This window comes from Flavivirga aquatica (assembly GCF_001747085.1).
GTDB classification, from domain to species: Bacteria; Bacteroidota; Bacteroidia; order Flavobacteriales; family Flavobacteriaceae; genus Algibacter_C; species Algibacter_C aquatica.
In genome coordinates this window covers 506,297-533,263 of sequence record NZ_MDJD01000007.1, presented here as the reverse complement: position 1 = coordinate 533,263, position 26,967 = coordinate 506,297, and the positions used below count along the sequence as shown (strand labels likewise).

At 31.5% G+C, this 26,967-nt stretch carries 19 protein-coding genes, 1 tRNA gene and 1 pseudogene; 15 read left to right on the top strand and 6 right to left on the bottom strand.

Annotation, left to right across the window (positions count from 1 at the left end):
* Positions 1-235: 235 nt before the first annotated feature.
* The gene (gene bglX / locus A8C32_RS02890; RefSeq protein WP_069829168.1) at positions 236-2,542 is read left to right on the top strand and encodes a beta-glucosidase BglX; all 2,307 of its coding nucleotides are present in this window, start codon (positions 236-238) and stop codon (positions 2,540-2,542) included.
* Between the two features lie 332 nt (positions 2,543-2,874).
* Here bglX and A8C32_RS02885 read toward each other — a convergent pair whose 3' ends face one another.
* From A8C32_RS02885 to A8C32_RS02875, 3 genes and pseudogenes are all read right to left on the bottom strand, one after another.
* Positions 2,875-4,485 carry an MFS transporter gene (locus A8C32_RS02885; protein ID WP_069828937.1) on the bottom strand — a complete coding sequence of 537 codons (1,611 nt, stop codon included), beginning with the start codon at positions 4,483-4,485 and terminating at the stop codon, positions 2,875-2,877.
* A gap of 116 nt (positions 4,486-4,601) precedes the next feature.
* Positions 4,602-5,386 (bottom strand): annotated as a pseudogene (locus tag A8C32_RS02880) (SMP-30/gluconolactonase/LRE family protein).
* Between the two features lie 347 nt (positions 5,387-5,733).
* Positions 5,734-5,815: transfer RNA gene (locus tag A8C32_RS02875), tRNA-Leu, on the bottom strand.
* Between the two features lie 147 nt (positions 5,816-5,962).
* On the opposite strand from A8C32_RS02875, the gene A8C32_RS02870 reads away from it, so the two are divergent.
* The 3 genes from A8C32_RS02870 (at position 5,963) to pth (ending at position 8,281) form a co-directional block, all read left to right on the top strand.
* Positions 5,963-6,904, top strand: a complete 942-nt coding sequence (locus tag A8C32_RS02870) for a ribose-phosphate pyrophosphokinase (RefSeq protein WP_069828936.1) — start codon at positions 5,963-5,965, stop codon at positions 6,902-6,904.
* 60 nt (positions 6,905-6,964) lie between these two features.
* The gene (locus A8C32_RS02865; protein ID WP_069828935.1) at positions 6,965-7,588 is read left to right on the top strand and encodes a 50S ribosomal protein L25/general stress protein Ctc; all 624 of its coding nucleotides are present in this window, start codon (positions 6,965-6,967) and stop codon (positions 7,586-7,588) included.
* A 126-nt stretch (positions 7,589-7,714) separates the two neighbouring features.
* Positions 7,715-8,281, top strand: a complete 567-nt coding sequence (pth, locus tag A8C32_RS02860; protein WP_069828934.1) for an aminoacyl-tRNA hydrolase — start codon at positions 7,715-7,717, stop codon at positions 8,279-8,281.
* 36 nt (positions 8,282-8,317) lie between these two features.
* Here pth and A8C32_RS02855 read toward each other — a convergent pair whose 3' ends face one another.
* The 3 genes from A8C32_RS02855 to A8C32_RS02845 all read right to left on the bottom strand — a co-directional run bounded on the left by A8C32_RS02855 (position 8,318) and on the right by A8C32_RS02845 (position 15,266).
* The gene (locus tag A8C32_RS02855; RefSeq protein ID WP_069828933.1) at positions 8,318-8,815 is read right to left on the bottom strand and encodes a cysteine hydrolase family protein; all 498 of its coding nucleotides are present in this window, start codon (positions 8,813-8,815) and stop codon (positions 8,318-8,320) included.
* A 256-nt stretch (positions 8,816-9,071) separates the two neighbouring features.
* Positions 9,072-12,128 (bottom strand): zinc-dependent metalloprotease, encoded by a 3,057-nt coding sequence (locus A8C32_RS02850; RefSeq protein WP_069828932.1) that lies wholly within the window; start codon positions 12,126-12,128, stop codon positions 9,072-9,074.
* A 66-nt stretch (positions 12,129-12,194) separates the two neighbouring features.
* On the bottom strand, positions 12,195-15,266 hold the full coding sequence (locus A8C32_RS02845) for a zinc-dependent metalloprotease (RefSeq protein WP_069828931.1): 3,072 nt from the start codon (positions 15,264-15,266) through the stop codon (positions 12,195-12,197).
* 88 nt (positions 15,267-15,354) lie between these two features.
* Here A8C32_RS02845 and A8C32_RS02840 point away from each other — a divergent pair, with 88 nt between their 5' ends.
* From A8C32_RS02840 to A8C32_RS02785, 11 genes are all read left to right on the top strand, one after another.
* Positions 15,355-16,290, top strand: coding sequence for a bifunctional riboflavin kinase/FAD synthetase (locus A8C32_RS02840; RefSeq protein WP_069828930.1), 936 nt, complete (start codon positions 15,355-15,357; stop codon positions 16,288-16,290).
* The gene (locus A8C32_RS02835; RefSeq protein ID WP_069828929.1) at positions 16,283-17,599 is read left to right on the top strand and encodes an HTTM domain-containing protein; all 1,317 of its coding nucleotides are present in this window, start codon (positions 16,283-16,285) and stop codon (positions 17,597-17,599) included. Before A8C32_RS02840 ends, A8C32_RS02835 begins: the two co-directional genes overlap by 8 nt.
* Positions 17,600-17,644: 45 nt before the next feature.
* On the top strand, positions 17,645-18,916 hold the full coding sequence (gene serS / locus A8C32_RS02830) for a serine--tRNA ligase (protein ID WP_069828928.1): 1,272 nt from the start codon (positions 17,645-17,647) through the stop codon (positions 18,914-18,916).
* Between the two features lie 631 nt (positions 18,917-19,547).
* The gene (locus A8C32_RS02825; protein WP_240491673.1) at positions 19,548-21,281 is read left to right on the top strand and encodes a tetratricopeptide repeat protein; all 1,734 of its coding nucleotides are present in this window, start codon (positions 19,548-19,550) and stop codon (positions 21,279-21,281) included.
* 517 nt (positions 21,282-21,798) lie between these two features.
* A complete protein-coding gene (locus A8C32_RS02815) occupies positions 21,799-22,122 on the top strand; it encodes a DUF4286 family protein (RefSeq protein WP_069828926.1) in 324 nt (107 codons plus the stop codon).
* Positions 22,123-22,191: 69 nt separating this feature from the next.
* On the top strand, positions 22,192-22,989 hold the full coding sequence (rsmA, locus tag A8C32_RS02810) for a 16S rRNA (adenine(1518)-N(6)/adenine(1519)-N(6))-dimethyltransferase RsmA (RefSeq protein ID WP_069828925.1): 798 nt from the start codon (positions 22,192-22,194) through the stop codon (positions 22,987-22,989).
* Positions 22,990-23,010: 21 nt separating this feature from the next.
* Complete coding sequence (gene mgtE / locus A8C32_RS02805) at positions 23,011-24,381, top strand: magnesium transporter (protein WP_205635363.1); 1,371 nt, start codon at positions 23,011-23,013, stop codon at positions 24,379-24,381.
* A 156-nt stretch (positions 24,382-24,537) separates the two neighbouring features.
* Positions 24,538-25,473 carry a 2-hydroxyacid dehydrogenase gene (locus A8C32_RS02800; protein ID WP_069828924.1) on the top strand — a complete coding sequence of 312 codons (936 nt, stop codon included), beginning with the start codon at positions 24,538-24,540 and terminating at the stop codon, positions 25,471-25,473.
* Between the two features lie 216 nt (positions 25,474-25,689).
* Positions 25,690-26,061 carry a VOC family protein gene (locus tag A8C32_RS02795; protein WP_069828923.1) on the top strand — a complete coding sequence of 124 codons (372 nt, stop codon included), beginning with the start codon at positions 25,690-25,692 and terminating at the stop codon, positions 26,059-26,061.
* 29 nt (positions 26,062-26,090) lie between these two features.
* Positions 26,091-26,549, top strand: coding sequence for a DUF1801 domain-containing protein (locus A8C32_RS02790; protein WP_069828922.1), 459 nt, complete (start codon positions 26,091-26,093; stop codon positions 26,547-26,549).
* Positions 26,550-26,559: 10 nt separating this feature from the next.
* Positions 26,560-26,946, top strand: coding sequence for a VOC family protein (locus A8C32_RS02785; protein WP_069828921.1), 387 nt, complete (start codon positions 26,560-26,562; stop codon positions 26,944-26,946).
* Positions 26,947-26,967 lie beyond the last annotated feature (21 nt).

The window sequence follows — 26,967 nt, the reverse complement described above, 5'->3', positions numbered from 1 at the left end:
ACAAAATAATAATGAATATAGAACTATACAGAGTTTTTAATGAATTTTTACAAGACATTTTTTTTGTAAAACAATATTTTTATTAATAAAATTCATTTGATTAAATAGTATTGTTAAATGATAATATTGTATTGCTTTTAAATAAAATTGTATTAAAAATACTTAATGGTTTGTTTTTAATAAGTTTGTAATTTGTTGAAAAACAGTGATTTTGATGATAAATAAAATAGTTATTATGAGTAATAAGGTTAAACATATTATTTACACAATTGTAATTACAACATTTATGACATGTAATACCCAGCACGCAGAGAGTAATAAAGTTTCTTTAAATGTAAAAGATGTAAGTGAAAAGGTTGATTTTCTTTTAGGGAAAATGACTATAAAAGAAAAGATTGGTCAAATGAATCAATATAATGGGTTCTGGGATGCAACTGGACCTGTTCCTGATGGCGGTGATGCCGAAGAAAAGTATGAACACTTAAAAAATGGGCTTGTTGGTTCTATGCTATCTGTAAGAGGAGTGGAGGCTGTTAGAGCTGTTCAAAAAATTGTGGTAGAAGAGTCTAGATTAGGAATTCCTTTAATAATAGGTTTCGACGTTATACATGGATATAAAACATTAAGCCCTATTCCTTTAGCTGAAGCTGCTAGTTGGGATTTAAAAGCGATTGAGAAATCTGCTCAAGTTGCAGCAGCTGAGGCGTCAGCATCTGGAATAAATTGGACATTTGCACCAATGGTTGATATTTCTAGAGATCCTCGTTGGGGACGTGTTATGGAGGGTGCGGGAGAAGATCCGTTTTTGGGAAGTAAAATAGCAGTAGCTCGAGTTAAAGGGTTTCAAGGAGATGATTTATCTGCGGTAAATACGATAGCAGCTTGTGCTAAACATTTTGCAGCCTATGGCTTTTCGGAAGCGGGAAAAGAATATAATACTGTAGATATTGGGCGGTCAACATTGCATAATATTGTATTACCTCCTTTTAAGGCAGCTGTAGATGCAGATGTAAAAACTTTAATGAATGCTTTTAATGAATTGGATGGTGTACCAGCAACAGGAAACGCCTATTTACAGAGAGATATTTTAAAAGGAAAATGGGGTTTTAAAGGCTTTGTTGTTTCAGATTGGGCTTCTATAAAAGAATTAGTTGTTTGGGGTTACGCTAAGGGTAATAAAGATGCTGCTAAAATGGCGGTTCTTGCAGGTTCAGATATGGATATGGAATCACATATATATATTGCAGAATTGGAGGGGCTTGTTAAAGAAGGAGTCGTAGATGAAACTATTATAGATGATGCTGTTCGCAGAATTTTAACCGTTAAGTATGAGTTGGGGTTATTTGAAGATCCATATAAATATTGTAATGAGGCTCGTGAAAAAGAAGTGATAAATTGTCAAAAACATCATGATGCTGTTTTAGATGTTGCTAAAAAATCGATTGTATTACTTAAAAATGAAAATAAACTTCTTCCTCTTAAAAAGAAAGGTCAAAATATTGCTTTAATTGGAGCTTTAGCTAATGAGAAAAATAGTCCATTAGGAAGTTGGAGAATTGCTTCAAAAGATAGTACAGGTGTTTCTGTTTTAGAAGGTATGCAAAATTATAAAGGGAATAACTTAGTCTATAAAAAAGGAGCTGATGTGTCTGTAGGAGAGACTCGTTTTATAAATGAAATAAAAATAAATACTACCGATAGAAGTGAATTTAAAGAAGCTATAGAGGAAGCGAAAAAGGCAGATGTTGTTGTTATGGTTTTGGGAGAGCATGGTTTTCAAAGTGGAGAGGCTAGAAGTAGGACAGAAATAGATTTGTCTAAAATTCAACAAGAATTACTAGAAGAGGTTTATAAGGTGAATAAAAAAATAGTTTTGGTTCTTAATAATGGTAGACCTTTAACTATTAATTGGGCAGACGAGCATGTACCTGCAATTGTTGAAGCATGGCAATTAGGTACTCAGGCAGGAAATGCTATAGCTCAAGTACTTTATGGGGATTATAACCCTAGTGGAAAACTGCCAATGACTTTCCCAAGAAATATAGGACAAATTCCAATATACTATAATTATAAAAATACAGGTAGACCAACATCAGATAAAGAAAATCCAAATTTAGTTTTTTGGTCGCATTACAGTGATGTGGAAAGTACACCTTTATATCCGTTTGGTCATGGTTTGAGTTATACAACATTTGCGTATGAGAACTTAAGTCTTAATAAAAAAGTGTTTCATGTAAATGAAGATGTTATTATATCTGTAGATGTTAAGAATACTGGAGATTTATATGGTAAAGAAGTTGTTCAGCTATATATACGGGATTTGGTTGCTAGCACAACAAGACCAGTAAAAGAGTTAAAGGGGTTTGAGTTAATAGAGCTTGAGGCTGGTGCATCTAAAACAGTTGTGTTTAAATTAGATAAAGATGCTTTAGGGTTTTATGATAATAATGGAACGTTTACTATTGAGGCTGGAGATTTTGAAATATTTGTTGGAGGGAGTTCGTATACAGATTTAAATACAAGTTTTGAAATAAAAGAATAGTTGGTTTTTTTGGGATGTTTTTTTGAAAAAAGGCTGATAGCAATATGTTATCAGCTCTTTTTTTTGTGTAACCAATTTAGGGTTTTGTAAATGGTTACAAAAATTGTTCTTTATTTTATGAAATTTATTTGAAGCTTACTTTATAGAGAGACTATTTAGGGTAATTTTGTATAGTGTTTAAGTATTATTAAAATAAAAAAGAAGCATAATAATTTGAAAACTTGTCAAGTCATTAATGCTTTTTATAATTCATTTATTTTTTCTGAAGTGAAAACAGTGTTTTATAGTTAATTAGAAAACCTTAAATGAGTTCTATTATAAAAACGATCTAGTTAAGTGTTTTCTTTTCTTCTAGTATTCAATTCTAATGTAATCTCGTCTAATTTTTTTTGGTTTAATGGATATAGTATCATTAAAAATGCAGCAATGCAGGTGATAATTGTTGGTATCCAGCTCATTAACATAATAATTCCAGGAATAGCTCCGCTTATAGATGCAGAATCTTGACCATTGTAGTTAAATGCTGCTAGAACAAAACCTATTATGGCTCCTGCAATTCCTCCTCCAAATTTTGTGGCAAAAGACCCAGCAGAATATATAAGTCCAGTAGCTCTTCTTTCGTTTTTAAATTCTGAATAATCAGCCGCATCACCTAGCATTGCGAAAAATAATGTTGGAAAAATAGCTGCGGAAAATTCAGAAATGATACCAATTGTAAAAATAGCTTCTACATCATTAGGTCTACAAAAAACAAGTAAAGCATTTACTAATCCAGAAAAAATTAAAGCATAAATAAATAATTTACGTTTACCTAGTTTTTTTCCAAGTGGAGCGGTTATCATAGCCCCTGCAATTGAAGCTAGCATTAGTCCAACTAAAAAACTGGCTGCCAGAAGTTGATTGTTTAAATAGTGTGTAAAATAAATAATAACAATACCTTGTTTAATAGAGTTGTATATGTTAAATAATAAACCTACAGCAAGTAAAACTAGCCAAGGCTTATTGGCTATTAAATCTTTTAGGTCTTTCGTTAAATTACTTTTTTGGCTTTTAGGAGGAGTAATCCTTTCCTTTGTCGAGTAAAATGTAACGAACATGAATAAAGCTAAAAAAGCAGATAATAAATACATTGAGTTGCTGTAGCCTTGTTTTTGATCTATAATTGAAATATCATTGGCGGTAATATTTTTTTCACCAGTAACAATAAATCTATATTTTTTATTAGATTCTATAGAGAAACTTTTTCCATGCGTTGGTGTATTGTCTTGCGAATTAATATTCATATCTCCACTCCATGAAAAAAGAGCAATGCCATTAATGGTTTTAATATTAGCATTTGCAACATCAGAAGGAGTAGATACTTCTACTATAAATTTTTCATCAGCTAATTTATCGACTATAACTGTAGGGTTTACATTTCCAAAATAAGCCACTAAAAAGAGCAAGGCACCTTGTACTAACATGCCACCAGCAAAAGCACCAACCATTCTATACGATCCTAAGCTTGTGCGCTCTTTGTCGTCTCCAGTCATAACAGCCATTAATGCTCCGTAAGGGATGTTGTTAGCTGTGTAAATAAGTGTGAATAAAATATAAGTGCAGTAGGCGTATATAATTTTACCTGTAGAATTAAGATCTGGACTGGTAAATAATAGAGATAAAATAGCGCCTAAAGGAATTGCCGTCCATAAAATCCAAGGCCTAAATTTTCCATATTTAGATTTGGTTCTATCGCTAATAATTCCCATTAAAATATCGCTAATGCCATCGCTAAATCTAGCTACTAAAAATAATAAACCAACTGTTGCAGGGTTTAGTCCAAAAATATCTGTGTAGAAAATGAATAAAAATGTAGCTACACCTCTCCAGGCAATATTTGCGGCGCCATCTCCTAATGCGTATCCTATTTTTTCTTTAATTGAGAGTTTGTTAGTGTTAGACATATTTGTTTTTTATGTTTATAAGTTATTTAATTTTGAAAAAAGTATTCTCTACGTCTTTAAGGCCAGGCATAATTTTAAATATAGAGACAGGTAACGGGGTTTTTTTTAATTCTTTATTAGTCATTGCCTTGTTTTGCTGTTGTTGTAAAAAGAGTGCCTAAGTGTATTTCTCCAAAAGCACAAGATGTAACGTTTAAAACGGGGATGTTAATTTTAGAAATGAGTTTTCCTGTAATAGGATTGAAATTAATAACAGCTTTGTTGTTCCACATACCTACCCAAAGTGTGTTATTTTCATCAATTGCATGCCATCAGGAAATCCTAATTTTTTTGGTATTTCGACTGCAATTCTTTTATTTGAAATTGTGGCATTTTCAATATTATAACTGTAAGCTATCATTTTATTTGTAGGGGTGTCAATATAATACATGGTTGTTTTGTTTTTTGTCCAGACAATACCGTTAGATGTGGTTATGTTGTAAAGCATTTTGTGGGCTTTTCCATTTTTATTTACTTTATATAAATAGGCTTGGTGTTTTTTGTTTTTTAAACTCATTGAGCTAACCCATAGATTTCCTAGAGGATCGTATTTTCCATCATTAAACCTATTGGTAGTTATTGTGTTTTCAATTTCTGAAAACAATATTGTTTTGCCAGAATTTGTATCTATAATATAAATGCCGTTTTCAAGAGCAATAATGGCGCTTTCATTATCTATAGGTACAACAGTTCCTATTCTAGATGATGTTTCTAGAGATTTATTAATCTTAGTCTTTGGTTTGTAAATATGAAGTTTTTTATTTTCTATATCTATCCAGTAAAGTTCTTGGGTTTTGTAATTCCAAAAGGCTCCTTCTCCTAATTTGGAGTAGGTTTTGTATTCTAATTCACATGTAATCAATCGTGTTGGTTTTTTTGTTTTAAAAGGAGAATATCAAAAAATGCAATATATAATTTGTTGCCTTTTATTTGGTGTCTCTTATTTATATAAATATAGGATTAATTTTAGGTTAAATTAAGCTTTCTTTTAAGGATGTACTTATACTTTTTTTGTGAATTTAGATATTATTCAATCAATTTTATTAGAATTTAGATTGATGCTTAAAATCTGCTGCAATTTTTAATTACTTATTTAAAAACAATTACTATAAATAAGTAGTCTTATAACTAAAGATAGTAATGCTATATATTTTTTTCTAAAACGGGAACAAATAAAAAAGGCTTTAACAGAAATGTTAAAGCCTTTAGTACTCAAGGTGGGAATCGAACCCACACTCCCGAAAGAACTGGATTTTGAATCCAGCGCGTCTACCAATTCCGCCACTTGAGCATATAGTGAGCAGCAAAAATATATATTTTTTCTATAATAATCGCAAAAATACTAGTCAATATACTTTTTAGGTTAAAATAAATGCATAAATTTGCACCTTGTTAAAAATCACGTGGTGCTTGCGCACTCTAAAACAATAAGTTAACTATGCCAAACGTTATTCCTGAAGCTAAAATTTTTGCATGTACGCAGAGTGAAATTCTTGGTGAAAAAATTGCTAAAGCATTTGGAGCAGAATTAGGTAATGTAATTACTTCAACTTATAGCGATGGTGAATTCCAACCTTCATATGAAGAATCTATAAGAGGAACACGAATTTTTATTATTGGTTCAACCAACCCTGGTCCAGAAAATTTAATGGAGATGCTGTTAATGATTGATGCAGCAAAACGTGCTTCAGCAAGACATATTACAGCTGTATTGCCATATTTTGGTTGGGCTAGACAAGATAGAAAAGATAAACCAAGAGTACCAATAGCTGCAAAATTAGTGGCTAAAATGTTAGAGGCAGCAGGAGCAACTCGTATTATAACGATGGATTTGCATGCAGACCAAATTCAAGGCTTTTTTGAAAAACCAGTAGATCACCTATTTGCATCTACTATATTCTTGCCATATTTAAGAAGTTTAAATTTAGATAATTTAACGATTGCTTCTCCAGATATGGGGGGATCTAAAAGAGCCTATGCATATTCTAAAGCATTAAAAAGTGATGTAGTAATTTGTTATAAGCAACGTGCTAAAGCGAATGTAATTTCACATATGGAACTTATTGGTGATGTTACAGGTAAAAATGTAGTATTGGTTGATGATATGGTTGATACTGCTGGAACTTTAACAAAAGCAGCAGATTTAATGATGGAACGTGGTGCATTAAGTGTAAGGGCTATTTGTACACACCCTATATTATCTGGGAATGCTTATGAAAAATTAGAAAACTCAAAATTAGAAGAATTAATAGTAACAGACTCAATTCCTTTATCTCAAAAAAGTGATAAAATTAGAGTTTTGGGCTGTGCAGATTTATTTGCACAGGTTATGGATAATGTCCATAACAATAAATCTATTAGTTCTACATTTGTAATGTAAGTTGCTCTTTTTTAAGAGAAACAAAAACAAAGAATATTAATTAAATATATATAAACAAAAATGAAATCAATTACAATTAACGGATCTCAAAGAGAAAGCGTAGGTAAAAAAGCAACAAAAGCCTTACGTAATGCTGGTCAGGTTCCTTGCGTATTATACGGAGGAGATAAGCCAGTGCATTTTTCAGCACCAGAATTAGCTTTTTCTAAACTAGTATACACGCCTAATGCGCATACAGTTGTGATTAATTTAGATAATGGAGAAACTTTAAATGCAGTACTTCAAGATATTCAATTTCACCCAGTAACAGATAAAATATTACACATAGATTTCTATCAATTATTTGAAGATAAAGAAATCGCTTTAAATATACCTGTTAATCTTGTAGGTAACTCCAAAGGTGTTAAAAACGGTGGGGTTTTAAGAAAAAATAACAGAAAATTACGTATTAAAGCACTTCCTGCTAATTTACCTGATTTTATAGAAATAGATATTACGCCATTAAAAATTGGAGGTAAAGTTGCTGTTGGAGATTTACCAAGTGAAAACTACACGTTCTTACATTCAGATAATACAGTAGTTTGTCAAGTTAGAACATCTAGAACAGCTGTTCTAGATGAAGAAGATGAAGAAGAAACAGTAGAAGGAGCAGAAGCACCTGCAGCTGAGGCTACTCAAGAATAGAACATATTCTTATTAAATATAAAAAGCATTCTGTATTATTCAGGATGCTTTTTTATTTTTACAGAAATAAATTTTATAGTTAAATTATTTGTTTAAGAAAAAAACGATGTTGAAGAAAAGGATCCTATGAAGAAATATTTAATAGTTGGTTTAGGGAATATTGGCGAGAAGTATGCTGAAACACGTCATAATATAGGGTTTAAGATTTTAGATTATTTAGCAAAAGAAGAAAGTTTAACTTTTGAGACTCAAAAATTAGGAGATATTACAACCTATAAATTAAAAGGGAGAACATTTATACTACTCAAGCCTAATACCTATATGAATTTAAGCGGAAAAGCTGTTTTGTATTGGCTTACTAAAGAGAAGGTTCCTTTAGAAAATGTATTGGTTATTACTGATGATTTAAATTTACCTTTTGGGAGTATACGAGTTAAGATAAAAGGAAGTGATGGAGGTCATAATGGTTTAAAGGATATTCAAGATAAATTGAATACCACTAAATATAATCGATTTAGATTTGGAATAAGTGATGCTTTTACTAAAGGAAGACAAGTAGAATATGTTTTAGGAGAGTGGACAGAAGAAGAAAACAAGAATCTAATAGAACGTCTAGATAAATCCGTAGCACTTATTAAATCTTTTGGATTAGCAGGTATGAATAATACAATGAACGAGTTTAATGGTAAATAAAAGCTTTTTGTATTAATATAAGGTTGATCTGTTATTTTAAATTCCTTCAACTATTTTTTTTAGAAAAGAAATAGATACGGTGTCATTATTTATTACCACTTCGTTAATATCTTCTTGAGATCCTGCTGCAATACCTTGTTTAAGAATAGCTGCCGTAAAACCATTTTTTAGAGCACCTTTATACGAGGATAACACGCAGTAATCTGCACAAAAACCAGAAATGATAACAGTGTTGATACCCTGCTGATTTAATATATCTACACAGTTGGTATTGGTAAAACAATCTAAGTTTTGTTTATGTATAGTATGTTTAATTTCATTGGAATTTAAGCAATCAATAAGTTCAAAGCCTTCTGTCCCAGGAATAGCACCCTCTTTTTTGTTAACATCCTGTACCCATATAATAGGTAGGTTTTGTTGTTTAAAATAAGAAATAGCATCGTTAATAACAGAGGAGGCAGTTTTCATAGATGTTTTACAACGACCTTTAAAAAAAGCCTTTTGCATATCGATGATTATAAGAGCTGGTTTCATTTGAAGTGATTACGTTATTATAAGACTTACTTTTATTAAACTGACAATAGTAAGTAAATTTATTGAGAAAATGAATGTGTTTAAATTGGTATTATTTATATTCTTAGTATTTCATGTTGAAATATAACTGAAAAAGAAACCTATTGAACTTGATATTTTTATGTTTTTTTTGGTGCTGAATAAAAAAGCTGCCCTAAAATAATATTAGAACAGCTTTTTAATATTTTGAGTATTTCTACTTAATTTATAATTGGTATTATTTAATAATAATTTTTCTAGTTGATGTTCTTGAGTCATCGCTAACCTTTAATAAATATAAACCAGAAGTAACATTATTTAGTTTAATCTCTTCATTAAAGTTTGCAGATTTTTGATATGTATTTTTATAAATAATACGGCCTCTTATATCAAATACTTCAAGATTAATTTTGCTCGAAGCGTCATTTAACTTCACTGTAAATGTCCCTTTATTAGGGTTAGGAGAGACATTAAAGTTATTAAATTCAAAAGATTCGGTTGATAAAGATTCTTTAATATTAATAGTGTAGTCTTCCCATTCTCCGTCAGCGTCTGTATCATCACAAGCAAATATGTGATTGTCATCACCATAATAAGCTCCTGTACCTATTCTCATTACAGTAGCACCTAAGGCTGACTCTTCTGGAATTGTTATTGATAGTGGTGCACTAGCAGGAGGACCATTGGGTGTGTTATTTGCTAAGCCTAAATCATAAAATTCACCTGGATCATCGAAATCACAATCTTTATTCCAGTCGATCCATGCATAGACTTCAGCATCATAAGGGCCATCTGTATTGGCATGTACATTTAAATCATATGAATTACCTTGGTTTACATTTGTGGAAATTTTATGATAACTTGTATATCCACCTAATTTACCAGATGGATTATTAATTGTGTTAAATTGAACTAATGTTGTAGCTGTTTTAAAATCAGAATCGTTATCTCCAGAAGAGGCACAATGTTTAAAAATTGATAATTCAGTAGGGAAGTTTTTAGTAACAGAAGTTGATGTGCCACTTACAACAAGATCGTATAAACCATGAGCATCAATATTGTCTATAGTCATAGTGAATGATCCTGAGCTAGACATACTCGTTGGGTTAAATACTGCAGAGCTACCTGTTGGTATTCCAGAAACGCTAAATACTGTATTTTCTGAAAAACCATTATCCGTTGTGAAATTGAAAGAATAGGTTGCTGATGTGGTTGAACAAGCAACGTTAGTAACATTTGTTTGGTTTACAAAAAAACTAGGGGCATTGCTAATAGAAAAATTAAAATCTGAGACATCATAAAAAATATTATCAGCTGCTTCTATTAATAGTCTTGCTGAAGATGTATCAGGAATAGCAGGAACTGTGTAACTATAAGAACCATCATTAGGTGTATTGCTTGCAATGGTAGTTGAAAATGTAGCACCTCCATCTGTGGATAATTTGATGTTTACATTTTGGCAATTAATGGAGCTATTAGTTGTTTGTCCTACATGCCATTCTATGGTTTGATTAGAGCCTTGCCCCCATGATACAGGATTAGTCACAGTAAAAGGAACGGTGTTTTCTACGGTTATTTTCATAGTATCGAAACTACTTTGTCCGCCAGTAGCGTTAGCAGGCGCCCTGTCTCTAACGGTTAATGCCCAATTCAAGCTTCTTGCAATTGTAGCTACAGTTTCCCAGTCGCTACCAATAGTTGGATTAGTTTGAGTGGTATTACCAGCTAAAACACTACTAAATCTAGGAATGTATCTGTTTGGTGAATTTGAAGGAGGTAATGACCTGTTCATCGGTGCCGTAGCTAATGTTGGACCAAAATTATCTGAGTTCGAAACTTCTCTTCTGCTTGAGCTATCGGTTTGTTCCCAGCAATACGTTAAGTTTCCTGTCCCATCAATGTCTGTTACGGCGCCTTTTAAGACATAAGCAGTCCCTGCAGGAATGTTATAGTCGTTACCAGCGTTTGCTAATGGAGGATTATTAGTAATGTTACCAGGGTTATTTGTTTGCCAGCATGTTGCTTGGTTGGTAACAACGTTCATAATTTGTCTAATACTATGGTAATGAAAATAAGGATCGCTTTCTAATTGAATATCGTCAGATCCTGTTGCACCTGCATATCCCATAATCGTGCTTCCACTACCTGGTTCAGAATTAACACCGTAACCTTCAGAATTATCACCTGTTGTATGATTTGCTCCCATTTGATGCCCTATTTCATGGGCAACATAACTAATATCATAGGCATCACCTTCTGGGATACCATTAACAGACCCAGTAAAAGCAGAACCTTTGTATGGAGCTCCATCCTTTTCGTCATCCTCACATACGCAAGCAATGCATCCAGCACTAGAAATAGCTTCACTACGTGTAAATAAGTGCCCAATGTCATAAGCATCATTTCCTAAAACACTAGTTAAAGTCTCTTGTACTTCACCATTTAAATCAAACCCTTGTGAATAAGGGTCTGTTGAAGAGTTGTTATATATTAACTGTGTTGCATCAACAAGCTCGAAGGTAATAGCCATATCGGTTTCGTAAACTTGGTTTACTCTTGTTAATGTAGCATTTATTGCAGCTAAGGCATCGGCAATAGCATCGCCATTACTGTTATTTCCATCATCATGATAAGCAGTGTATTCAGAAGTAGTTGATACGGCTATTCTATACTTTCTTAAAGTTTGATCGTTAGCACCACCTTCATTAATTAAGATTTTACTAGTTAGTTGTTTTTTAGAGGCTCTATCTGATTTATGAGTTGTGCCGCATTTAAAATCGTCTCGATGCTTGCGTTTTGCATTTTTATCATATAAAACATATTGGTTAGAGCCTTTATAGGTAGGCTGTATAAATTGGGTTGGCTTATCCGTGTTAGAAATCATAGCTTGAATGCCTTGTGGGGATATGCTCATTCTTAACCTTGTTCCAAAACGGTCTGTACTATAGCCTACATAGGATTTAATATTTGGATATTTAGCAGCGAGTTCTGGAGAAAAGACAGCAGCTTCATATACTTCAAAAGATTGTGTTTTGCCATTACTTTGAGGTATTTGAATGATTGTTTTTTTGCTCTTATTAGGAGATCTTCTTGATGTTGCTGAAGATAAATTTTGTTTTAAAGAAGATACATTAAGTTCAAATGTTTGAACTTTATTCTCATCTAAATGAAATTTATCTAAAGACTTAGAATTGGCTATACGTTTCGTTTTTTTCCATATAGGATTTTGGGCTATAGTTATGAATGTACACAAAAATATAGCCGTCATTAATACATGGCGAAGTGGAGTTTCCATATTTTTAATTTGTTAGTTGCCTGCAAATTAAAAAAAAGAAATTGATTATACGTGGACTAAATATTATTATTTAACTATAATCTTTTTAAGAGATTTTTTTATACCATCATTTATTTTTAGGATATACATACCAGATTTTATACCATTAAGGGTTATTTTTTCATTAAACTCTCCTGTATCTTGGTATGTTTGCTCATAAATAATACGTCCTCTTAAGTCAAAAACAGATATATTAATAACACTTGATAAGGCGCTGCTAAGTTTGATATTGAACACCCCTCCTTCGCTTGGGTTAGGAAATACTGATAAATTTGTAATTCCAAAAGGTTTTACATCTAAATTAGTTAATACATTTAGTGTGTAATCTTCAACCTCTCCATCAAAACCATTATCACAAGAAGTAGGTAAACCATCATCCTTATATTTAGTAGTAACCCTCATAATTGTTTCACCTAAATTAGCATTTGAAGGGATGGTTATTGTAAAAGGAGATCTGTCGGTAGGATCATTAGTAACCTGTGTAGCATCACCTAAATTATATTCCTCTCCAGGATCATTAAAACTACAGTTTTGATTCCAATCTATCCATACTTTAGTTGCTGTTGTAAAATTTCCATCTGTATTAACATTAACACTTAAGTTATAGATGCGATCTCTATTTACGTTAGTAACAATTGCTGTATAGTCGGAATAACCAGAAGGCTTGGTAGAAGCATTATTTATAGTATTGAACTTAACTAATGTTGTTCCTGTATTGAACTCTGTTGTCCCAGCAGAAAGACAGAGCGTATTAAATAAAGGTAATTCTAAATTCTTAATCTTTGTAATAGAAGGAGATGTTCCTGTTATAGTTATTGAGTAATTACCTTGAGTAACAGTGTTTAGATTACTAATAGTCATAACAACGCTTCCATCAGTATTTAAGCTTGCAGGAGTGAATATAGCCATAGCTCCAGTTGGAATTCCAGAAGCACTAAAAACAGTATTTTCAGAAAAACTGTTCACGGTAGCGTAATTGAAATGAAAAATAGCCGTATCATCTTTACAAGTTATAGGTTCTAATGTTTCTTCTATTAAGAAAAATTCAGGAGTATTTGAAATTGAGAAATCAAAGTTAGATACATCGTAGAATATATTGTCTGCAGCTTCTATTAATATTCTAGCAGTTGTTGTATTAGGAATTACAGGAACTGTATAATCAAAAGAGCCATCATTAGCTGTATTCGATGCTATAGTAATTGGAAATGTTAATCCACTATCTGTAGACAGTTTAATATTTACATTTTGACAATTTATTGTAGCATTATTTGTAGATCCAACTTCCCATGTTATTGTTTGTACAGAACTTTGTGACCAAGATAATGGATTGGTGACGGTAAATGGAATTGCATCTTCAACAGTAATTCTCATGGTATCATAACTTGTTTGCCCACCCAAAGCAGATGCTGTAGTTCTATCTCTTACAGTTAGTGCCCAATTTAAATTTCTTGCAACAGTAGAAACAGTTTCCCAATCACTAGTTAAAGTAGGGTTTTTTTGAGTTGTTTTCCCTGCTAATACACTGCTAAATCTAGGAATGTATCTATTTGGTGAATTAGAAGGACGAAGCGATCTGTTTGTTGAGCCAGAAGCTAAATCTGAACCAAAATTTAGGTAATCTGTAATACCATAGTCTATTTGTTCCCAGCAATAAGTAAGATTATCTCCTCCATCTGCGTCTGTTGCTGCTCCTTTTAAAATATAAGCAGTTCCTTTAGGTATGTTATAATCATTTCCTGCATTGGCAATAGGTGGATTATTAGAAATAGCTTCGGTAGTTTGACAGCTTGTCGTATTTATATTATCTAGTATTTGTCTTATACTATGATAATGAAAGTAATCGTCACTATTGAGTTCTACATTATTGAGTCGCTCAAGCCCAGCATATGCCATTATGGTTGATCCGCTACCAGGTTCAGAGTTAACGCCAGTACCTTCGCTATCAAATGCCCATGTGTGATTGGCTCCCATTTGATGTCCAATTTCATGAGCAACAAAGTCAATATCAAAGGTGTCAGATTCTGGACCTCCGCTTGAAGGAGAAGTGAATCCACTTCCTTTATTTACGTCAAGGGAGTTTGTAGGATCATCGTCTATACAAACACAGCCTATACATCCTGCATTTCCTCCGCCTCCTGTAGCTCCAAAAAGGTGTCCTATATCATAAGCACTGTTTCCAATAACACTTGTTAGAGTATTTTGAAGTTGTAAGCTCCATCCATTAGTATTATCTAGATTAGCTTCGTCTGTTCCAATGTTAGCATTAGAATAAGGATCAGTGTTAGCATCAGTATATATTAATTGTGTAGCATTAACAAGTTCGAAACGAATTGCCATGTCGGTTTCAAAGACTTCATTAACTCTACTTATAGTTGTATTTATAGCCGCCAAAGCATCTGCGACAGCATCGCCGTTTGCGGGATTTTTATCGTCATGGTAAGCTGTATATTCGGAAGTTGTTGAAATAGCTAGTCTAAATTTTCTTAAGGTTTTATCGTTTGCGCCACCTTCATTTGTTATAGAAGTCTTACCCGCTTTATTAAATGTTTTATTTAACTTATTGATAGTTTTACATTTAAATTTGTTGCTTAAAGGTGTTCTTGCGTCTTTATTATATAGTACATATTTATTAGACCCTTTTGTAATAGGTTGCATAAATACTGTAGATTTACCAATGTAAGAAATCATAGTTTGTACACCTTGAGGGGATACACTCATTCGTAAACGTGTGCCAGTATTGTCTGTGCTAACACCAACATAAGATTTTATGTTTGGATATTTGGCAGCTAAGTCTGGAGCAAATACAGAAACTTCGTAAATTGAGAAGGATTCCATTTCCCCGTTAATTCCAGGGATAGAAATAACAGTATTTACTTTTTTATTTTTAGATTCTCTTAAAGATGCCGAAGATGTGTTTTTTTTAAGAGAAACCATATCTAATTCAAATAAATGAATCTTATTTTTGTCTAAATTAAATTTGGATAAATTTTTAGTTTCGTTGGCACTTTTAACTTTTTTCCATGTAGAATTTTGAGCAATACTTGAAAATGCAGACAAAAGTATGGCTATTGATAAAACATAATGTAGCTTTGTCTTCATGATATAGTATATTTAGGACAAGGTTATTGAGCCAAAGATAGTAAATCTAATTTTTTAAAGTCCACTAAAAAGTAATTTAACCTGTTAAATGGGCAAATTAACATACATAAAAACTTACAAATCTATTGAGCCATCTGTAGTTACAATAGGTACTTTTGATGGTGTGCATATAGGACATCAGAAAATAATTAAACGCCTAATTGATACGGGAAAAATGAACAATTTAAGATCTGTGATACTTACTTTTTTTCCACATCCACGTATGGTATTACAAAAGGAATCTAATATTAAATTAATTAATACCATAGATGAACGTCAGAATATTTTAGACGCTTTGGGCTTAGATTACTTACTTATTAAGAAATTTACTAAGGAATTTTCAAGGCTTTCGGCAGAAGATTTTGTTAAAGAACTTCTAGTTGATAAGTTAAATGCAAAAAAAGTAATTATTGGTTACGACCATAGATTTGGGAGAAACCGAAATGCAGATATAAACGATTTGAAAGTTTTTGGGGAAACTTATGGTTTTGAAGTTGAAGAAATTTCGGCTCAAGACATTAATGATGTTGCTGTGAGTTCTACTAAAATTAGAAATGCCATAAGTGAAGGAGATATAAATAAGGCAAATGCATATTTGGGCTATAATTTTATGCTAACAGGTACTGTTATAAGAGGAAAAGGTATAGGAAGGCAATTAAATTTCCCAACAGCAAATATTAAGTTTGGAGAAGATTATAAAATAATTCCTAAGCAAGGATCTTATATTGTGAGTTCAATAATTAATGATGCTACAATTTACGGAATGATGAATATAGGAATGAATCCAACAGTTAATGGAAATAAACAAACGATAGAAGTTCATTTCTTTGATTTTGATAAAGATATTTATAATGAAAAAATTCAAGTAGATTTATTAGATCGTATTCGTGATGAAGAAAAATTTGAATCTATTGAAGACTTAAAAATACAATTAGCGAAAGATAAAAAAACGGCATTAGGTTACATAGATAAACATCATGATTAATAATTGGTTATTTAAACATATAGACAATTCGTCTTTAGTAGTTTTTAGAATTATTTTTGGATTTCTTTGCTTCTTAGAATCTGTTGGAGCCATATTTACAGGTTGGGTAAAAAAAACTCTTGTAGATTCCGATTTTACATTCTCTTTTATTGGTTTGGAATGGTTGCAACCACTGCCTGGTAATGGGATGTATTTCTATTATGCAATTATGGGTATTTTTGCCTTTTTTGTTATGGTTGGTTATAAATATAGATTAAGTATGATAAGCTTTACTTTAATGTGGTCGGCAACATATTTCATGCAAAAATCGTCTTATAATAATCATTATTACTTATTGATGCTTATAAGTAGTATTATGGTATTTCTTCCAGCTCATAGATATGCATCTATCGATGTAAAACAAAATCCTAATTTAAAAAGTATATCCATGCCTCAATGGTGTAGAGGGGTTATTATATTTCAACTTTTTATAGTTTACACTTATGCTTCGGTAGCAAAATTATATCCAGATTGGTTAGATACTACGGTAATAGAACTGCTAATGAGAGGTAAAAAAAACTATGTTATTGTTGGTGAATTGCTTCAACAAAAATGGTTGCATTATGTATTAGCTTATGGGGGTATTTTGTTTGATGGTTTAATTGTACCTTTTCTATTGTATAAACCCACTAGGAAGTATGCTTTTATGTCTTCAGTTTTTTTCCATTTATTCAATTCTATTATCTTTCAAATAGGAATATTCCCTTATTTATCATTGGCGTTTGCATTATTCTTTTTTCAACCAAAAACTATTCAGGAATTGTTTTTAAAAAAGAAATTGTTTTATAAAGCAGATGCTGTTATAGTTCCTAATTTAAAAACACCACTAATTATTGTGTTTTTTATTTATTTTTTAATTCAAATAGGATTGCCATTAAGACATCATTTTATTGAAGATAATGTGTTGTGGACAGAAGAAGGACATAGAATGTCATGGCGAATGATGCTTAGGTCTAAAAGAGGGCAAACAACATTCACAGTAAAAAATAAAGAGACAGGTAAAAGTATTATTGTTAATTTAAATGATTATTTAAGCGCTAAACAAAAACGATCTGTAAGTACAAAACCAGATGTTATATGGCAATTTGCGCAATACCTAAAACAAAAATATAAAGATAATGGTAATGATATTTCTGTATATGTAAACTGTAAAGTAAGTATTAACGGAAAACCATTCAAAACACTAATAGACCCCGAAGTAGATATAGCAGATGTTAAATGGGAAACATTTAAACATACAAGCTGGATTTTACCTTCAAAACAAGAGTAATTATATTGGCAATTCATTAAATTTGTCCCTTAAAATTTTAAAAATATGTTACAAGTTCCATTTATAAGAGAGAACAAAGCCTTAGTAATTGAACGTTTGGCAAAACGAAACATCGATGCTAATCAAATGATTACTGATGTGATCGTTTTTGACGAAGAAAGAAGGCAAATCCAAACAGAATTAGATAATACTTTAGCAGAATCTAATAGCTTATCCAAAGAAATTGGAAACTTGTACAAATCTGGTGAAGCTCAAAAAGCAAACCTTTTAAAAGAAAAAACTACCCAATTAAAACAGGTTTCAAAAGAACTTACAGAAGCACTTAATAATAAGTCTGAAGCATTAAAAGAATTACTTTATAAAATACCAAACATACCTAATGAAGTGGTGCCACGTGGTAATTCTGAATTAGATAATGAGGAAATTTTTAAAGAAGGGGATATACCTGTATTACATGAAGGCGCATTACCGCATTGGGAACTAGCTAAGAAATATGATATTATAGATTTTGAGTTGGGTAATAAAATTGCTGGAGCTGGATTTCCTGTATACAAAGGAAAGGGAGCTAGGTTACAACGAGCATTAATCGCTTACTTTTTAGATAAGAATACGGGTGCTGGTTATACAGAATATCAATTACCACACATGGTAAATGAAGCATCAGGAATAGGTACAGGGCAATTACCAGATAAGGAAGGGCAAATGTATCATATAACCGAAGATAATTTATATTTAATACCAACAGCAGAGGTTCCTGGAACTAATATTTTTAGAGATGTTGTTTTAAATGAAAGTGAATTACCAGTAGGAATCACAGGTTACACACCATGTTTTCGTAGAGAAGCAGGTAGTTATGGTGCGCATGTTAGAGGATTAAATAGATTACACCAATTTGATAAAGTTGAAATTATTAGAGTAGAACACCCTAGCAAATCTTATGAAGCTTTAGATGGTATGGTTAGCCATGTAAAAGATATTTTAAAAGAACTAAAACTACCATATCGAATTTTGCGTTTATGTGGAGGAGATACTTCTTTTGCTTCAGCCTTAACATATGATTTTGAAGTCTTTTCTACTGCTCAAGACAGATGGTTGGAAATATCTTCGATATCTAATTTTGAAACATTTCAAGCGAATCGCTTAAAATTACGTTTTAAAAATAGTGAAGGAAAAAATGAATTAGCACATACTCTTAACGGTAGCTCTTTAGCTTTACCAAGGGTACTTGCAGGAATTTTAGAAAATTATCAGACTGAAAATGGTATTGAAATTCCAAAAGTATTACAACCTTATACAGGATTTAATATTATAGATTAAGCGAATACAACATACGAAAGAAGAAAACTAAAAAGAGCGTTAAACTTTTCAAAAAGGTAAAAGATACTTTTTTTAATCGACTAAGTGTAAGTTAAATACGTTATTCAACGATTTTCTTTTCTTTTCTTTTGAGTTTAAAAATTTATTTGTCAAGTTAGCGTTAACCAAATTAACCAAACTCCCCAATGATGAAAAATTTTAAACGCATTGTGCTTTTACTTGCCTTAATATTTATGGCAAGTAAAGTATTGTTTTCAGATTTTGATATTTTTGAATCTATAGTAACAGCCATTAATAATGACTAAGGCTTTTGTTTTTTAATAAAAGCCTAGATTATAGTATATATAATTGTTTGAAATAATCCTTCCTAATTAATGTAGGGATTTAAGATTGTCCCCAATCAGCGTTACAACGTTTTTTAAATTAACGGTAGTTAATGAAACATTTATTTTGATTGGTTAGTGCCCGAATATTTGTTCGGGCATTTTTTAATTTTGCTTACTATCAGTATAGTATTAATAGTATTTGCTTTTTTTAAAAATTTTAAATTACTACAATCTCAACAGACTACATTTATTATATTTACAGGATGAGATTACTTTTTATTTTAATACTTTTTTTAAGTGCGAATATGTTTTCGCAAAACGATATTCTTGCTAAAGAGTATTTTAAAAAAGGAGAATACGAAAAAGCATTGCACGAGTACAAAAGATTACATGCTAAATCGTCTTCAAATATAAATTACATAAACCAATTAGTAAGCGTATATCAAGAATTAGAACAATATCAAGAAGCTGAAGCATTTTTGCTAAAGCTTATGTCGCGTATTAATTATCCAGCCCTTACAGTGGAATTAGGGTATAATTATCAATTAAAAAATGATTTAGAAAAAGCAAACTCTAATTATCAAAAAGCCATTGAGAGTATAGACATAAGACCTACAAATGTATTTTCTGTCGCAAGAAGTTTTCAAAATCATTCACTTTTAAAAGAAGCTGTTATTAGTTATGAAAAGGCCATGGCTTTAAAGCCAGATTTTAATTTTAACTTACAGTTGGCCCAAATTTATGGCGAGCAAGGAGATATTGAAAAAATGTTTGAAAGTTATGTTAATTTTGCAGATTCTAGTCCAAGAACAGTAAGCAGTGTTAAGCGCTCAATTAACGACTTTATAAGTGAGAATAGTGATAACGAAAACAATATTATTTTTCGAAGAATTTTACTAAAAAAAATACAGCAAGAACCTAATTTACTTTGGAATGAGCTATTAAGTTGGTTATTTATACAACAAAAAGACTTTAAAAAAGCATTTATTCAAGAAAAGGCTATTTTTAATAGAAACCCAGAAAGTTTAAATAGAATTGAAGAATTAGCGTTAATTTCTGCAAACGAAAATAAAAATGATATTGCAAAAGAAATATTCACATATATTGTTGAAAAAGCTCAAGATCCTGAGATTGTATTAGAAGCACATCATCAATTACTTCAATTAGAAATTAAAGAAAGTACAAAAGGAAATTATGATGAAATACATAATAAATACTTAGAGTTATTAGAAATTTATGGCATAAATATTCAAACCTTGAATTTGCAAATCTCTTATGGGCATTTTTTAGCGTTTTTTATGAATGAAACTAGTAAAGCTACGGCGTTTTTAGAGAAGACATTAAAATTACCTTTAATAACATTAGAAAAAGCAGAAGTAAAATTAGAATTGGGAGATATCTTAGTGTTGCAAGAACAATTTAATAAAGCTTTAATTTATTATACCCAAATTCAACGTAATTTAAAAAATAGTACAATTTCTCAAGAAGCACGTTACAAAGTTGCCAAAGCAAGTTATTATAAAGGTGACTTTAAATGGGCAGAATCGCAGCTTAAAATATTAAAAGCATCAACATCTCAACTCATAGCAAATGATGCCTTAGATTTAAAATTGCTAATTTCAGATAACAAATACGAAGATTCCTTACAAACGGCTTTAAAACTATATTCAAAAGCCGATTTATTAAGTTTTCAAAATAGAAATGACGAAGCTATTACACTTCTTGATAAAATATTAAATAATCATAAAACCGAACCTATAATGGCGCAAGCCCTATATAAACAAGCGCAATTGTTTGAAATGAAAAAAGAGTTTCAAAAAGCAGCTGCAAATTATGAAAATATTATAGCCAATTATAGAGACGGTATTTTAATAGACGATGCTTATTTTAATTTAGCCGAAATATATGAGAAGCAATTAAATCAGCCCGAAAAGGCAAAAGATTTATACGAGAAAATTATTTTTAATCACGCAGATAGTATTTATTTTGTAGATGCTAGAAAACGGTATAGAGCATTGCGAGGCGATTCTATAAATTGAGTAATTATGATAATAGTAGAAACAGAACGTCTCATTATTTCTGAGTTCACTCTTGATGATGCGCCATTTTTTTAAACTATTAAACTCTTCAAATTGGCTTAAATATAGAGGTGATAGAAAGGTTAAAACTATTGAAGATGCTAAAGAAAGAATAAAAGAAGATTATTTAAAAGTTATGAAACCAATGGTTTTGAATTTTATAAACAGTTATTAAAAGAAAAAAAATAATAAGCCAATAGGCTCTAGCAGTCTTATAAAAAGAGAGCAATTAAAAGATGCCAATAATGGGTTTGCTATGCTTCCTGAATATGAAGGTATAGGATTTGGTTTTGAGTCTTCGGTAGAAATTATGGAGTTAGCCAAAAATAATTTCAGCCTAAAAAACAGTCGCAATTACAATGCTAGACAATAAAAATTCTATAAAGTTATTAGAAAAATTAGGATTAGTTTTTGAAAAAATGATAAAACCCTTTGAAGATGATGAAGAACTCTTGTTATTTGCAAAAACTTTATAGTTATGATAATATACAACGTCACAGTAAACATAGAAGAGTCCATTCACGATGAATGGTTAATATGGATAAAAGAACATATCCCGCAAGTATTAGGAACAGGTAAATTTGAAAAGGCAACATTAACCAGAGTTTTAGTAGAAGAAGATATGGGAGGTGTAACCTACTCCATCCAATACAGATCATATTCACGAGAAGCGCTAGATGCTTATTATAAAGAAGATGCCGAAAAAATGCAAAGAGAAGGACTTAAAAAATTTGCAGACAAAATGTTAGCATTTAGAACAGAACTTCAAATTATTGACGAGTATACTGTAAACTTTAAATAGCTTATCTACCTGTATAAACAGGAATCCATTTATATAGCTTACTTTTGTACTTAAAATATTCGTGAATTCGTGGCAAACAATCGCAATAACAATCATCAAGTAAAAGCAAAAAAGCATTTAGGTCAGCATTTTTTAAATGACGAAACTATTGCTCAAAAAATAGCTGATACCTTAGCATTAAAAGATTATAAAAATGTTTTAGAAATTGGCCCAGGAATGGGTGTGCTTACCAAATACTTACTTGAAAAAGATATAACGACCTACGTTGTAGAAATAGATACAGAATCTGTAGAATACCTACAATCTAACTATCTAAATCTAGCCCCACGAATTATAGAAAAGGATTTTTTAAAGTATAATTTAAACGAAGTTTTAAACGAAGAACCCTTTGCTATAATAGGTAACTTTCCATATAATATATCAACTCAAATTGTTTTTAAAACTTTAGAGATGCGCCATCAAATCCCAGAATTCTCTGGGATGTTTCAAAAAGAAGTTGCGCAACGTATATGTTCCAAAGAAGGCAGTAAGGTATATGGTATATTATCGGTTTTAGTACAAGCGTTTTATGATGCAGAATACTTATTTACAGTGCCTCCAAGTGTATTTAATCCGCCTCCAAAAGTAGATTCAGGAGTGTTAAGACTAACAAGAAAAAAAAATTATACACTACCATGTGATGAGAAGCTATTCTTCAAGACCGTAAAAACAGCATTTCAGCAACGAAGAAAAACACTTCGTAACAGTTTAAAAACATTCAATTTGTCAGATAATTTAAAAGCAAATAGTATCTTTGGCAAACGTCCAGAACAATTAAGTGTTCAAGCCTTTGTTGAACTCACAGAATTGATTGAAAAAGACGCTTAAAATCTTTTAAAAGTTTTCAATTTGTTAGAGGAAAAAGAAAACATACAATTTCAACTTACAGAAGAACTTATAGAGCAAGTAGAACGTTTTGTAGAAGAACAAAACGACAAAGCATTACAAACGCTCTTAAATGAGTTTCATTACGCAGATATAGCCGAAATTTTAGATGAACTAAATCTAGAACAAGCTGTTTATGTTATAAAATTACTGGATTCCGAAACGACATCAGATATCTTAATAGAGCTCGATGAAGATATTCGGGAAAAAGTATTGAAAAATTTATCAGTCAAAGAAATAGCTGGAGAAATAGACGAGCTAGATACCGATGATGCGGCAGATATTATTTTAGAATTACCAGAAGAACGTCAGCAAGCCGTTATTTCAGAAATAGAAGACGAATCCCATAAAGCAGAAATAACAGAATTATTAGCTTACGACGAGGATTCGGCAGGAGGACACATGGCAAAAGAGCTCGTTAAAGTTTATGAAACATGGACAGTAGCAGGATGTTTACGTAGAATAAGAGGACAAGCTCAAGATGTAAAAAGAGTACATTCTGTTTATGTTGTTGATAAAGAAGAGAAACTTATAGGGCGTCTATCATTAAAAGATTTAATCGTAGCTAAAAGCGAACAGAAAATTGCCGACATATACATATCAAATGTCGATTTTGTAAACGTAGAAGAAGACGTAGAAGAAGTGGCAAAAATCATGGCAAAATACGATTTAGAAGCCATCCCAGTAGTCGATAAAAACGAAAAACTATTAGGTAGAATAACTATTGATGATATTGTAGACGTTATTAAAGAAGAAGCCGATAAAGATTATCAATTAGCAGCAGGTATTATTCAAGATGTAGAAGCTGGCGATAGTATTCTAGAACTTACCCGAGCACGATTACCATGGTTATTTCTAGGTTTAGTAGGAGGTGTTGGTGCGTTTTTAATAATGGAAGGTTTTCACGGAGCATTCAATCAATATGCAGTACTATTCTTTTTTACACCATTAATAGCAGCCATGGCAGGAAATGTAGGCGTACAATCTAGTGCTATAATTGTTCAAGGTTTGGCAAATAACGATGTAAAAGGCAGTATAAATAGCAGACTATTAAAAGAAATGCTATTAGCAGCCCTAAATGGTGTTATTCTAGCCATTTTTCTGTTTTTATTCGTTTGGGCATACACAGGAGCATTCGATAAAGCACTAGCTATTTCCATATCATTAGTAGCCGTTATCATTATAGCAGGATTAATAGGAACCTTTGTACCCTTATTTTTAGACAAACGCGGTATAGATCCAGCCATAGCTACAGGGCCATTTATAACAACCAGTAACGATATATTAGGAATCCTATTATACTTCTGGATAGCTAAAATGATTTTGGGCATTTAATTTGGGCGTTACCCAAGGGTCGGGCTTTCACTACTCGCTCTCTGCGAGGAGCTCAAACAAACCGTTCAATCCTTAACGCAAAACTTTATAAATTTATACCAATTAAATAATAAAAATATCACATTTAGTATAGACAAAGCTTCTTTTTAATATATTATGAAAATACTTCACTTAGATACCAATCACGATCTGTTAATTAATCAACTAAATGATTTAGGATATACTAATCATGAAGATTATATCTCTTCAAAAACAGAGATAGAAGCAAAAATTAGTCAATACGATGGTATTGTTTTAAGAAGTCGATTCACAATAGACAAGCAATTCCTAGACGCTGCAAGCAACTTAAAATTTATTGGGCGCGTAGGAGCAGGAGTAGAAAATATAGATTGCGACTATGCAGAAGAAAAAGGAGTCTATTTAATATCGGCACCAGAAGGCAACAGGAATGCCGTAGGAGAACATACCTTAGGAATGCTATTATCATTATTTAATAAACTCAATAAAGCAGATGCCGAAGTTCGATCAGGCAAATGGTTAAGAGAAGAAAATAGAGGTATTGAGCTAGATGGTAAAACCGTAGGACTTATAGGCTATGGAAATATGGGTAAAGCATTTGCAAAGAAGCTAAGAGGTTTCGATGTTGAGGTATTATGTTACGATATAAAAGAAAACCAAGGCGATAACAATGCAAAACAAGTCACACTTAGTGAATTTCAAGAAAAAGTAGACGTATTGAGTCTACACACACCACAAACACCATTAACATTGAATATTATTGATAAAACATTTATCAATCAATTTAAAAAACCATTCTGGTTTGTAAACACAGCAAGAGGAAAAAGTGTAGTCACAAAAGACTTAGTATCAGCATTAAAATCAGAAAAAATTTTGGGAGCAGGACTAGATGTTTTAGAATACGAAAAAGCATCGTTTGAAAATTTATTCTCAACAGAAATGCCAGAAGCTTTTCAATATCTAATAAATTCTAAAAACGTGTTACTATCGCCCCATGTAGCTGGATGGACTATAGAAAGTAAAGAAAAACTAGCCCAAACCATAGTAGATAAGATAAAAATAAGGTTTAGTTAATCATCTGTTTTTACTTACCATATGTATAAATATAATGGTAACCTAGAGCATGATAAAGACATTGATAATCTATCTCTAATAAGTCTCTGTTTAATAATAAGAAGTTTCAAATTAATGCTTTAGGTTAAACCCTTAGTTTTCTTTACTTTAGTAAGAACTCAATTTTTCACGATATTTGTGACTCAAATTGACTTAATTTAATTAAAAATATAAGGTATGGAACTAGGAGCCTTTTCAGTAAGCCTAAACGTTAAAGACATTAATATATCAAAACTGTTTTATGAAAATCTTGGTTTTAAAGTTTTTGCAGGCGATATAAAACAAAATTATCTCATCATGAAAAATGGAAACGCATTAATAGGCCTTTTTCAAGGTATGTTTGAGAATAATATTTTAACCTTCAATCCTGGTTGGGATGAAAATGCCAAAACATTAGACACTTTCACAGACGTAAGAGATATACAAAAACATTTAAAAAGTAAAGCAGTTAAATTAGAAAAGGAAGCAGATGAAAACACATCAGGTCCAGCTAACTCTATTCTGGTCGACCCAGATGGAAACACCATCCTTATAGATCAACATGTATAAACTTTCTTAAGAATGTAAATAGTATAAATATGCAATCAAAAGCAGCATCGCCAAAGCAATATCTAGACGAATTACCAGAAGATAGAAAAGAACCTATTAAAAAATTAAGAAAACAAATTCTAGATAACTTGCCAAAAGGTATGGAAGAAACTATGAGTTATGGTATGTTGGGATATGTTATACCGCACACTGTATACCCAAGTGGTTATCATTGTGACCCTAAGTTACCATTGCCGTTCATGAATTTAGCATCTCAAAAAAACTTTGTAGCAGTTTATAGTATGGCAATGTATTCTAAAAAAGAATTGCTAGATTGGTTTACATTAGAATACGCTAAACGCTGCAAGTATAAACTGGATATGGGAAAAAGTTGTATCAGATTTAAAAAAATGGATGACATCCCTTTTGAACTTATAGGAGAATTAACAGCAAAAATAAGCACACAAGAATGGATTGATATTTATGAAGGAGCCCTTAATAAGAAATAAAATTGGTTCAATGAAAAAACGTGTAACAGGAATAGGAGGAATATTTTTTAAAACAAAAGATCCAAAAGCATCAAAAGATTGGTATAAAAAACATTTAGGTTTCAATACTGATGATTATGGATGTACCTTTTGGTGGAAAGATAAAGATGGTAAAGACTGCTCAACACAATGGAGTCCATTTGCAGAAGACACCAAATACTATGAGCCCTCTAAGAAAGACTTCATGTTTAACTACCGTGTAGAAAATTTATTTGAATTACTAAAGGTTTTAAAAGAAGAAGGCGTTACTGTTGTTGGAGAAATCGAAGAACATGAATATGGAAAATTCGCTTGGATTCTTGATCCCGATGGAAACAAAGTAGAGCTTTGGGAACCCGTAGATAGTGCCTTTTTATAACCATAATATACAAATTAAGAC

Excerpts from the sequence above, each read along its gene's own strand:
- serS (WP_069828928.1), top strand. The coding sequence starts at position 17,645 with ATGTTACAAGTTCCATTTATAAGAGAGAACAAAGCCTTAGTAATTGAA.
- A8C32_RS02865 (WP_069828935.1), top strand. The coding sequence starts at position 6,965 with ATGAAATCAATTACAATTAACGGATCTCAAAGAGAAAGCGTAGGTAAA.
- A8C32_RS02795 (WP_069828923.1), top strand. The coding sequence starts at position 25,690 with ATGGAACTAGGAGCCTTTTCAGTAAGCCTAAACGTTAAAGACATTAAT.
- A8C32_RS02825 (WP_240491673.1), top strand. The coding sequence starts at position 19,548 with ATGTTTTCGCAAAACGATATTCTTGCTAAAGAGTATTTTAAAAAAGGA.
- A8C32_RS02790 (WP_069828922.1), top strand. The coding sequence starts at position 26,091 with ATGCAATCAAAAGCAGCATCGCCAAAGCAATATCTAGACGAATTACCA.
- bglX (WP_069829168.1), top strand. The coding sequence starts at position 236 with ATGAGTAATAAGGTTAAACATATTATTTACACAATTGTAATTACAACA.
- A8C32_RS02870 (WP_069828936.1), top strand. The coding sequence starts at position 5,963 with ATGCCAAACGTTATTCCTGAAGCTAAAATTTTTGCATGTACGCAGAGT.
- A8C32_RS02815 (WP_069828926.1), top strand. The coding sequence starts at position 21,799 with ATGATAATATACAACGTCACAGTAAACATAGAAGAGTCCATTCACGAT.
- A8C32_RS02785 (WP_069828921.1), top strand. The coding sequence starts at position 26,560 with ATGAAAAAACGTGTAACAGGAATAGGAGGAATATTTTTTAAAACAAAA.
- A8C32_RS02800 (WP_069828924.1), top strand. The coding sequence starts at position 24,538 with ATGAAAATACTTCACTTAGATACCAATCACGATCTGTTAATTAATCAA.
- A8C32_RS02840 (WP_069828930.1), top strand. The coding sequence starts at position 15,355 with ATGGGCAAATTAACATACATAAAAACTTACAAATCTATTGAGCCATCT.
- pth (WP_069828934.1), top strand. The coding sequence starts at position 7,715 with ATGAAGAAATATTTAATAGTTGGTTTAGGGAATATTGGCGAGAAGTAT.
- A8C32_RS02885 (WP_069828937.1), bottom strand. The coding sequence starts at position 4,485 with ATGTCTAACACTAACAAACTCTCAATTAAAGAAAAAATAGGATACGCA.
- A8C32_RS02855 (WP_069828933.1), bottom strand. The coding sequence starts at position 8,815 with ATGAAACCAGCTCTTATAATCATCGATATGCAAAAGGCTTTTTTTAAA.
- A8C32_RS02850 (WP_069828932.1), bottom strand. The coding sequence starts at position 12,128 with ATGGAAACTCCACTTCGCCATGTATTAATGACGGCTATATTTTTGTGT.
- A8C32_RS02845 (WP_069828931.1), bottom strand. The coding sequence starts at position 15,266 with ATGAAGACAAAGCTACATTATGTTTTATCAATAGCCATACTTTTGTCT.
- A8C32_RS02835 (WP_069828929.1), top strand. The coding sequence starts at position 16,283 with ATGATTAATAATTGGTTATTTAAACATATAGACAATTCGTCTTTAGTA.